Consider the following 9,469-nt stretch of genomic DNA (forward strand, 5'->3'; position numbering starts at 1 on the left):
CCGGGGCGGGCACCGCGCGGTGCCCGCCCCGGGGCCGCGCTCCTCAGCCGACGACCGAGGTGATGGCCTCCCCGAGGGCACCGGCCTCGTCGGGGGTCATCTCGACCACGAGACGGCCACCCCCTTCCAGCGGCATGCGCAGGACGATGCCGCGCCCCTCCTTGGTGACCTCCAGCGGACCGTCCCCGGTCCTCGGCTTCATGGCCGCCATCGGCGTGCGTCCTCTCTCGTGGTCCTCGTGCGCCCGCCGGTCGCGACCGGGTGCCGCGGCCGGCGTGTGTGGGTCCATCATCCCCCATGGGCACCCCCCGTCGTGCGGCCGGGCACGCCGGGCGATCACGGGGCCGCCGGCCGCGCCGGGCGCGCGCCGGTCACGGCGGCCAGTCCGCCGGCGGCGAGAAGCGCCACAGCCAGGCGGTCCAGACCACCTGCAGCGCCAGCGAGCCCACCACCCACGCCCCCAGCGCGCCGCGCCGGCGCGGGTGCAGCCCGACCAGGCCGGCCAGCGGGAAGAGCAGCACCAGGTAGCGGAACAGGCTGGTGAAGGGGTCCAGCACGAGCAGCAGGTACCCGGCGTAGGCGAGGCACCAGGTGCGCAGCTCCGCGCCGAGCGCGGCCGTGCGCGGGCCCAGCAGCCAGGCGGCGTACGCGCCGACGGCGGCCACCAGCAGCACCGGCCCGGCGACCTGGCCGAGCACGTGCTGCGAGACGTCCCACCAGGGCCGCAGCCACACCACCCGCCCGCCGCTGCGCCAGGCGCCCATCGTGGCGGTGTAGGCGTCCGCGCGGCCGGTGAGCAGCCAGGTGGTCAGCGGCCACAGCAGGCCCGCGGCGCCGCTGGCGCCCAGCAGCAGCAGGCAGCGCAGCGCCTCGCGCCCGCCCAGCACGGCCCCGCGCCGCCGGCCGGCGCGGGCGCGCAGCAGCAGGTGCACCACGACCACCGCCGACAGCGGCACCGCCACCGGGCGGGTGTAGCCCAGCGCCAGGGCCACGGCCGCCGCCGGCAGGTACCGCTGCCGCTGCAGCAGCAGCAGGAACGCCGCGAGCAGCGCCAGGGCGGGGCCCTCGGTGTACGGCACCTGCAGCACCGGCGAGGGCGGGCACACGCACAGCAGCACCGCCGCGCTCCAGGCGCCGCGCCGCGCGGCGGCCGCGGAGCAGCGCTGCTCCAGCGCCCGGCGCACCAGGGCGTGCACGCCCACGACGGCCGCGGCGCCGGTCAGCAGCGAGACCAGGGACCCGGCCCAGGCGAAGGGCAGGCCGGTGGCGGTCAGCGCCCGCGCCAGCAGGGGCGCCAGCGGGTAGAAGGCCAGCTCGGACTGCTGCGGGGAGCCGTCGGGGCCCAGCGGCACCGCGTCGGGGTAGCCGTCCTCGGCGATGCTGCGGTACCAGGTGGCGTCCCACAGCACGAGGACGTCGGAGTAGCCGGCGCCGGCCGGGGTCCAGGCGCTGGGCTCCTGGTAGCGGGCCACCTCGGCGAGCACGGCGGCGGAGAACAGCCGCGCCAGGGCGTAGACGGCCAGCACGCGCGCGGGCGCCGGCAGCCGCAGCCAGCGCAGCAGCAGGCGCTCGCGCACCCGCGGCGGGGCCGGCCCGGTGCGGGCGGTGGCCGCCGGGCCGGGGGCGGGCGCGCTCACCCGCCCCCCTCCACGTCGGCGCGCGCGGCGCGCAGGACGGCCTGGAAGGCCAGCCGGCCCAGCAGCGCCGGCAGCGGGCCGCCGAGGCGGGCCAGCAGCGCCAGCGCCGGCGGGCGCAGCAGGATCCGCTCGCGCCACTGCACCCGGGCCCGGCCGGGCCCGTCCGCGGCGACGACGAGGTCGACGACGCCGCCGAGCAGGGTGCCGACCTTGCGCACCCGCACGAGCCCGTCGCGCCCGGGGGCGGGGGGCGTGCGCGAGACCACGACCATCTCGTCGTCCAGCACGAGCGGACCCAGGCGGCTGACGCCGGCGAAGCGCTCCCCGGCCTCCCCGGCGGGCCCGCCGCGGCGCTGCACGACGGTGGCCGGCACCCAGGCGCTCTGCCGCGGCCAGTCGGTGAGGACGTCGAAGACGCGCCCGGCGTCGGCGCGGAAGGTGCCGCGGGCGGTGAAGACGACCTCGCCGCGCCGCCGGGCGCCCGGCCCGCTCACTCCTCCGCGGTGCGCCACGCGGCCAGCTCCTCGTCGCGCTCGCGGATCTCCTCGCGCAGCCGTTCCAGGACGGCGTCGACCTCGTCCATGCGGTAGCCGCGCAGCGCGGTGGAGAAGCGCACGTCGTCGACGTCGGCGGCCAGCACGGGCCCCTCGGGCAGGCCGCGGTAGGGGCGGGTGGAGGTCGCCGGCCCCAGCGCGCCGGAGACGCGGCCGGTGGCCACGGCGGCGACCGCGCCGACCGCCAGCAGCACCAGGGCCAGCAGCACCACCGTCACGGCCGCTGCCCCGGCGCCCGCCCGGGCGCGCCCCCGTCGTCGGGGAACTCGGCGAAGCTGCCCACGATCTCGGAGCTGGGCAGCGTGAAGCGCTCGCGCGGCGCGGACTCCAGGTGGTCCAGGGCGTCGGAGGGGTCGTCGGTCCAGTGCACGACCTCGAAGACGAGGGGGCGGGCGAAGCGGCGCTCCACGAGGCCCTCCAGCCAGGTGCGCAGCCCCGCGTAGTGCCCGTCGAGGTCGAGCACGGCCATCGGCTTGGTGTGCAGGCCGATGGTGCGCGCCACCCAGATCTCGAACAGCTCCTCCAGGGTGCCCAGGCCCCCGGGCAGCACGATGAAGGCGTCGGCGCGCGCGTCCATCTCCGCCTTGCGCTGGCGCATGTCGTCGGTGACGACGAGCTCACCGAGCCCCTCGGGGGGCAGCTCCAGCTCCATCAGCGCCTTGGGCATGACGCCGGTGGTGCGCGCGCCGGCGGCGCGGGCGGCGGCCTCGGCGGCGCCCATCACCGAGGTGCCGCCGCCGCCGTACACGAGGTCGTGGCCGCGCTCGCCGATCAGCCGGCCCACCTGCGCGGCCAGCTCCACGTGCCGGGCGTCGATGCCGCCGGAGGCGCTGCCGTACAGGCAGATGGTGCTCACGCCGCCCCCTCGCCCTCGCCGAGCAGCCAGCCGCGCAGGACGTCCAGGCACCGCTGCAGCTCCTCGACGCGGCAGCGCTCGTCGTCGGCGTGGGCGGTGGCGTTGTCGCCGGGGCCGTAGTTGACGGCGGGCACGCCCAGGGCGGAGAAGCGCGCCACGTCGGTCCAGCCGAACTTCGGCAGCGGCTGCGTGCCGGTGCGGCGCACGAACTCCGCGGCGGCGGGCAGGTGCAGGCCGGGGCGGGCGCCCTCGGCGGCGTCGGTGACGCGCACGTCGAAGCCGTCGAAGACCTCCCGCACGTGCGCCTCGGCCTGCGCGGCGGAGGAGGCGGGGGCGAAGCGGTGGTTGACGGTGACCGTGCAGCGGTCGGGGACGACGTTGCCGGCGATGCCGCCGCTGATGCCCACCGCGTTCAGGCCCTCGCGGAAGACCAGGCCCTCCACCTCGACCTCGCGCGGCCGGTACGCGGCCAGGCGCGCCAGCACGGGGGCGGCGGCGTGGATGGCGTTGCTGCCGCGCCAGGCGCGCGCGGAGTGCGCCGCCTTGCCCCTCGTGGTGACCTCCGCGCGCAGCGTGCCGTTGCAGCCGCCCTCCACCACGGCCGAGGACGGCTCCAGCAGGACGGCGAAGTCGGCGGCGAGCGCGTGGGGGGCCTCGCGCGCCAGGCGGCCCAGGCCGTTGCGGGCGGCCTCGACCTCCTCGTTGTCGTAGAAGACGAAGGTGGCGTCGCGCTGCGGGGCCCGGCCGGCGGCGACCGCGGCGGCGGTCTCGCGGGCCAGCACCAGCTGCACCGCCACCCCGCCCTTCATGTCGCAGGTGCCGCGGCCGACGAGGACGTCGCCGTCGAGGGGGTGCTGCTCGCGGCGCACCGGCAGGTTCGGCGGGTCCGTCAGCGGCACGGTGTCCAGGTGCCCGGCCAGCAGGACGCGCTCGGCGCGGCCCAGCGCGGTGCGGGCCACGACGGCGTCGCCGTCGCGCAGCACCTCCAGGGCCCCGCCCGGTCCGCCCCAGGCGCGCAGGGCGGCCTCGACCGCGTCGGCCAGGGCGCGCTCGCCGCCGCTGACGGACTCGGTGTCGCACACGCGGCGGGTCAGCTCGACGACGTCGAGCGCGGGGTCGGCGAGGTCGTGCTGCGCGGGTGCGCTGGGGCTCGTGGCGGCGGGCGTCGGGGTCACGCCCAGAACCCTAGGGCGTGACCCGGTCCGCGCGCGGGGGTCGCGCGCGCGGGTCGGCGGGGCAGCGCGCCGGTAGGGTCGCGGGCGTGAGCGAGCACACCAGCACCCCCGCCAGCACGTCCGGCAGCAGCGCCGCCTCCCGGCGCGCGTGGGGGCACGGCCTGGCCACCGTCGCCGAGGACGGCGCGGTCCTGGACGTCTGGTACCCGTTCCCCGCGCTGGGCGCGGCCACCTCCGGCGAGGCGAGCTCGTACGGCGTGCCGGCGGAGCTGGCCTCCCTGGAGGACTCCGACCCGCACCGCCGGGTGCGCCAGCGCGTGGTGACCACGCAGATCGACCTGGACGCGCCGCCCGCGGACGCCGCGGACGCCTACCTGCGCCTGCACCTGCTCTCGCACCGCCTGGTGGCCCCGCACGGCCTGGACGTCTCGGGCATCTTCGGGGTGCTGGCCAACGTGGTGTGGACCAACCACGGCCCGTGCGCGGTGGGCGACTTCGAGCGCACCCGCCTGGCGCTGCGCGCCAACGTCGGCCCGGTGACCGTGTACGGCATCGACAAGTTCCCGCGCATGACCGACTACGTCACACCCTCCGGGGTGCGCATCGCCGACGCCGACCGCGTGCGCCTGGGCGCGCACCTGGCGCCGGGCACCACCGTCATGCACGAGGGCTTCGTGAACTACAACGCCGGCACGCTGGGCACCTCGATGGTGGAGGGGCGCATCTCCGCCGGGGTCACCGTGGGCGACGGCTCGGACGTCGGCGGCGGCGCCTCGATCATGGGCACCCTCTCCGGCGGCGGCAAGGAGGTCGTCAGCATCGGCGAGCGCACCCTGCTGGGCGCCAACTCCGGCACCGGCATCTCGCTGGGCGACGACTGCGTGGTGGAGGCCGGCACGTACGTCACGGCCGGCACGAAGGTCTCCGTGCTCGACGGCGCGGGCGCGGTGCGGAGCACCGTGGCCGCGCGCACCCTCTCGGGCGCCTCGGGCCTGCTGTTCCGCCGCAACTCCCTCACCGGCGCCGTGGAGGCGCTGCCGCGGCGGGGCGTGAAGGTGGAGCTCAACCCCGCGCTGCACGCCAACTGAGGCGGTGCCCGTCAGCACGCCGCGCGGTGCCCGCACGCCCCGGGCGCCCCGCGTCCCCCGTTCCCGCGCGGCCGCCAACCGGCGGGCGCGGCGCCTGCGCCCGCTGGTGGCCGCCGGCTCGGCCCTGGTGGTGCTGACCGCCGGCGCGCTGTGGCTGGTGCGCGACGACGACGCGCCCGTGGTGCGCCAGCGCTGCACGGCCACGGTCGACGGGCAGAGCACGTCGATGTCGCCCGAGCAGGCGGGCAACGCCGCCACGGTGGTGGGCGTCGCGGTGCGCCGGGGCCTGCCCGCGCGCGCGGCCACCATCGGGGTCGCCACCGTGATCCAGGAGTCGGGGCTGCGCAACCTCGACCACGGTGACCGCGACTCGCTGGGGCTGTTCCAGCAGCGCCCCTCGCAGGGGTGGGGCACCGAGCAGCAGGTGCAGGACCCGGTGTTCGCCACGAACGCGTTCTACGACGCCCTCGTGGAGGTCGACGGCTACCGCGACCTGCCGGTGACCGACGCCGCGCAGCGGGTGCAGCGCAGCGGTTTCCCGCTGGCGTACGGCGACCACGAGCCGGAGGCGCGCCTGGTGGCCTCGGCGCTGACGGGCTACACCCCCGCGGGGTTCACCTGCCGGCTGCGCCGGGCGGAGCCGGACGCGCAGGTGGGCACCGACGAGGAGGCGTCCCCGGGGGCGCAGCGGCTGCGCGACGCGATGGCCGTGCAGGCGGTGCGGGTGGACCCGCGCGTGGTGCCCGGCACCGACGGCAAGGGCCTGCAGTGGTCGCTGGGGGGCGAGGAGGCCCCCCGGCTGGCGTGGGCGGCGGCGGCGTGGGCGGTGGCCTCGGCCTCCGGCCTCGACGTCGTGGAGGTGGAGGTGGAGGGCCACCGCTGGGAGCGGGAGGCTTCCGGGCGCGGTTGGGTGGCCACCGGCACCGGCGTGCCCGCCGGGGACGTGCGGGTGCGGGTCTCCTGACGCCTCGGGCCCCCGCAGCCCGGCGCCGGGCGCGCAGGAGCCCCGCCCGCGCGGTGCGGACGGGGCTCTGGCCGGGCGCGTCAGCGGCCGGAGATGTCCTGGTAGTCGCGCGCGCCCTCGCCGACGTACACCTGGCGCGGGCGGCCGATCTTGGTGGCGGGGTCGTTGATCATCTCGCGCCACTGCGCGATCCAGCCGGGCAGGCGGCCCAGCGCGAAGAGGACCGTGAACATCTTCGTGGGGAAGCCCATCGCCTTGTAGATGAGCCCGGTGTAGAAGTCCACGTTCGGGTACAGCTTGCGCTCGATGAAGTAGTCGTCGGAGAGCGCGATCTCCTCCAGGCGCATGGCGATGTCGAGCAGCTCGTCGCGCCCGCCCAGCTGGGAGAGCACCTGGTCGGCGGTCTTCTTCACGATGGCCGCGCGCGGGTCGTAGTTCTTGTACACCCGGTGGCCGAAGCCCATCAGGCGCACGCCCTTCTCCTTGTTCTTCACCCGCGCCATGAAGGTGTCCACGTCGTCGTCGGAGCGGCGGATGGACTCCAGCATGTCCAGCACGGCGGAGTTGGCGCCGCCGTGCAGCGGCCCGGACAGGGCGTGGATGCCGGCGGAGACGGAGGCGAAGAGGTTCGCCTGGCCGGAGCCGACGAGCCGCACGGTGGAGGTGGAGCAGTTCTGCTCGTGGTCGGCGTGCAGGACGAGCAGCTGGTCCAGCGCCTTGACCATCACCGGGTCCAGCTCGTAGGACTCGGCGGGGTTGCCGAAGGACAGGCGGGTGAAGTTCTCCACCAGGCCCAGGCGGTTGTCCGGGTACAGCAGCGGCTGGCCCAGGCTCTTGCGGTGCGCGTACGCCGCGATCGTGGGCAGCTTGGCCATGAGGCGGATGGTGGACAGCTCCACCTGCTCGACGTCGAACGGGTTGAGGCTGTTGGGGTAGAAGGTCGACAGCGCGCTGACGGCGCTGGAGAGCACCGGCATGGGGTGCGCGTCGCGCGGGAAGGCGTCGAAGAACCGCTTGAGGTCCTCGTGCAGCAGGGTGTGGCGCTGGATGCGCTCGGTGAAGGCGGTCAGCTCCTCGGCGGTGGGCAGCTGGCCGTAGATGAGCAGGTAGCTGGTCTCGATGAACGAGGACTTCTCCGCGAGCTGCTCGATGGGGTAGCCGCGGTAGCGCAGCACGCCCGCGTCGCCGTCGATGTAGGTGATCGCGGAGGTGCAGGACGCGGTGTTGGTGAAGCCCGCGTCCAGGGTGACCAGCCCGGTCTCCTTGAGCAGGCTGGAGATGCCGAAGCCGGCGGCACCGTCGGTGGCCTGGGTGACCGGGAGGTCGAGGTCGCCACCTGCGTGCTTCAGCGTCACGGAGTCCACCATGCGGCTGACCGTACCCGCACGGCGGCGCCGCCCCCAACACGGGCGGGACCGCCGCGCGGGAGGGCTTCGTCACACGTCCTCCACACCCGGTGGCGCGGGTGGGCGCCGCTCCCCGGCCGTCCACCCGCCGTCCACCGGCGCGTCAGCCCGCGGGCGCCGCCAGGTCGGCCAGGCGCTGCGGGACCTGCGCGGCGCGCTCGTCCGTGGTGGTCAGCGCCACCCGTACGTGCCGGGCGCCGGGCGGGCCGTAGAAGCTGCCCGGGGCGACGAGCACGCCGCGGCGGGCCAGCTCCTGCACCGTGGTGAGCGAGTCCTCCCCGCGCGTGCTCCACAGGTACAGCCCCGCGCCGGAGGCGTCGACGCGGAAGCCGGCGCCCTCCAGCGCGGTGCGCAGCACCTCGCGGCGGGCGCGGTAGCGCTCGCGCTGGGCGTCGACGTGGGCGTCGTCGGCCAGCGCCGCGGCCAGGGCGGCCTGCACCGGCCACGGCACGATCATCCCGGCGTGCTTGCGCACCTCCAGCAGCTCGCGCACCAGGGCGGGGTCGCCGGCGGCGAAGGCCGCCCGGTACCCGGCGAGGTTGGACTGCTTGGAGGTGGAGTACACCGCCAGCAACCCGGTGGTGTCGCCGCCGGTGACGCGCGGGTCCAGCACGGAGGGCACCAGCCCGCCGCGCGAGGCGTCGTGGTCGGCGTCCCAGCCCAGCTCGGCGTAGCACTCGTCGCTGGCCACGAGCGCGCCGTGCTCGCGGGCCCAGGCCACCAGGCGGGTCAGCTCGGCGACCCCCAGGACCGCGCCGGTGGGGTTGGACGGGGAGTTCAGCCACAGCAGCCGCACGCGGTGGCCGGCGCGGCGCGCCTGCTCCAGCGCCTCCACGCCCGCGCCGTCGAGGTCGACGGGCACGGGCTCGGCGCCCGCCAGGCGGGCGCCGACGTCGTAGGTGGGGTAGGCCACCGCCGGGTGGGCCACGGCGTCGCCGGGACCCAGGCCGAGCAGGAACGGCAGCCAGGCCACGAGCTCCTTGGAGCCCACGGTGGGCAGGACGCCGTCGGGGTCCAGGCCCGGCACGCCGCGCCGGCGGGCGAACCAGGCCGCCACCGCCTCCCGCAGGGCGGGGGTGCCCCACGTCTGCGGGTAGCCGGGGGCGTCGGCCGCGGCGCGCAGCGCGTCGGCCACGACCTGCGGGGTCGGGTCGACCGGGGTGCCCACGGAGAGGTCGACGATGCCGCCGGGGTGGCTCGCCGCCAGCGCCTTGGCGCCGGCCAGCGAGTCCCACGGGAAGTCCGGCAGCGCCGCGCCGCGGGCGCGGCGGGCGGCCGGCGGGGCGCTCAGTGCTCCCCGCCCTGCGGGGGCAGCGCGCTGACCACGGCGTGGTCGGCCTCGATCAGGCCCATCTTCGCCGCGCCGCCGGGCGAGCCGACGGCGTCGAAGAACTCCACGTTGGCCGCGGTGAACGCCGACCACTGCTCGGGCACGTCGTCCTCGTAGTAGATGGCCTCCACCGGGCACACCGGCTCGCAGGCGCCGCAGTCCACGCACTCGTCGGGGTGGATGTACAGCGAGCGCTTGCCCTCGTAGATGCAGTCGACAGGGCACTCCTCGATGCAGGCCTTGTCCTTGACGTCCACGCAGGGCTGGGCGATGACGTAGGTCACGGGTGTCCTCCTCCTCCGGCGCAGCGGGCCGCCGGACGCGTCCTCCTAGTATCGCGGACGCCGCCGGCCCTCGCCGTCGGGGAGCGCGGGAACGGGGAGGACGCGGTGGCGGCGGTGGACGGCGGGCCCGGTGGCGGGGTGGCCGGCGGGCCCGGTGGGGCGCGCCCGGCGCACG

Annotated in this window: 11 protein-coding genes; 2 read left to right on the forward strand and 9 right to left on the reverse strand. The window is 76.9% G+C overall.

The annotated features are described in order from the left end of the window. Positions 1–43 precede the first annotated feature (43 nt). The 6 genes from GTR00_RS07685 to dapE all read right to left on the reverse strand — a co-directional run bounded on the left by GTR00_RS07685 (position 44) and on the right by dapE (position 4,222). Positions 44–211 carry a DUF3117 domain-containing protein gene (locus GTR00_RS07685; RefSeq protein ID WP_166611043.1) on the reverse strand — a complete coding sequence of 56 codons (168 nt, stop codon included), beginning with the start codon at positions 209–211 and terminating at the stop codon, positions 44–46. 160 nt (positions 212–371) lie between these two features. Continuing rightward, entirely contained in the window at positions 372–1,637 is a 1,266-nt protein-coding gene (locus tag GTR00_RS07690) for a hypothetical protein (RefSeq protein ID WP_166611044.1), read from the reverse strand. Further along, positions 1,634–2,131, reverse strand: coding sequence for an SRPBCC family protein (locus GTR00_RS07695; RefSeq protein WP_166611045.1), 498 nt, complete (start codon positions 2,129–2,131; stop codon positions 1,634–1,636). The genes GTR00_RS07690 and GTR00_RS07695 overlap by 4 nt, the downstream gene beginning before the upstream one ends. Further along, entirely contained in the window at positions 2,128–2,409 is a 282-nt protein-coding gene (locus tag GTR00_RS25665) for a DivIVA domain-containing protein (RefSeq protein WP_166611046.1), read from the reverse strand. The genes GTR00_RS07695 and GTR00_RS25665 overlap by 4 nt, the downstream gene beginning before the upstream one ends. Further along, positions 2,406–3,047, reverse strand: coding sequence for an LOG family protein (locus tag GTR00_RS07705; protein ID WP_166611047.1), 642 nt, complete (start codon positions 3,045–3,047; stop codon positions 2,406–2,408). The genes GTR00_RS25665 and GTR00_RS07705 overlap by 4 nt, the downstream gene beginning before the upstream one ends. Beyond that, positions 3,044–4,222 carry a succinyl-diaminopimelate desuccinylase gene (dapE, locus tag GTR00_RS07710; protein ID WP_166611048.1) on the reverse strand — a complete coding sequence of 393 codons (1,179 nt, stop codon included), beginning with the start codon at positions 4,220–4,222 and terminating at the stop codon, positions 3,044–3,046. Before dapE ends, GTR00_RS07705 begins: the two co-directional genes overlap by 4 nt. An 86-nt stretch (positions 4,223–4,308) precedes the next feature. On the opposite strand from dapE, the gene dapD reads away from it, so the two are divergent. Next, a complete protein-coding gene (gene dapD, locus GTR00_RS07715; protein ID WP_166611049.1) occupies positions 4,309–5,310 on the forward strand; it encodes a 2,3,4,5-tetrahydropyridine-2,6-dicarboxylate N-succinyltransferase in 1,002 nt (333 codons plus the stop codon). 4 nt (positions 5,311–5,314) lie between these two features. Then, positions 5,315–6,274, forward strand: coding sequence for a hypothetical protein (locus GTR00_RS07720; RefSeq protein WP_166611050.1), 960 nt, complete (start codon positions 5,315–5,317; stop codon positions 6,272–6,274). Between the two features lie 80 nt (positions 6,275–6,354). Here GTR00_RS07720 and GTR00_RS07725 read toward each other — a convergent pair whose 3' ends face one another. From GTR00_RS07725 to fdxA, 3 genes are all read right to left on the reverse strand, one after another. Further along, positions 6,355–7,641: a citrate synthase gene (locus tag GTR00_RS07725; RefSeq protein WP_166611051.1), complete on the reverse strand. Its 1,287-nt coding sequence runs from the start codon at positions 7,639–7,641 to the stop codon at positions 6,355–6,357. A gap of 142 nt (positions 7,642–7,783) precedes the next feature. Next, positions 7,784–8,971: a succinyldiaminopimelate transaminase gene (gene dapC / locus GTR00_RS07730; RefSeq protein ID WP_276610051.1), complete on the reverse strand. Its 1,188-nt coding sequence runs from the start codon at positions 8,969–8,971 to the stop codon at positions 7,784–7,786. After that, complete coding sequence (fdxA, locus tag GTR00_RS07735) at positions 8,968–9,294, reverse strand: ferredoxin (protein ID WP_166611052.1); 327 nt, start codon at positions 9,292–9,294, stop codon at positions 8,968–8,970. The genes dapC and fdxA overlap by 4 nt, the downstream gene beginning before the upstream one ends. Positions 9,295–9,469 lie beyond the last annotated feature (175 nt).

The sequence above is a fragment of the Kineococcus indalonis genome (genome assembly GCF_009906395.1).
Classification (GTDB): Bacteria; Actinomycetota; Actinomycetes; order Actinomycetales; family Kineococcaceae; genus Kineococcus; species Kineococcus indalonis.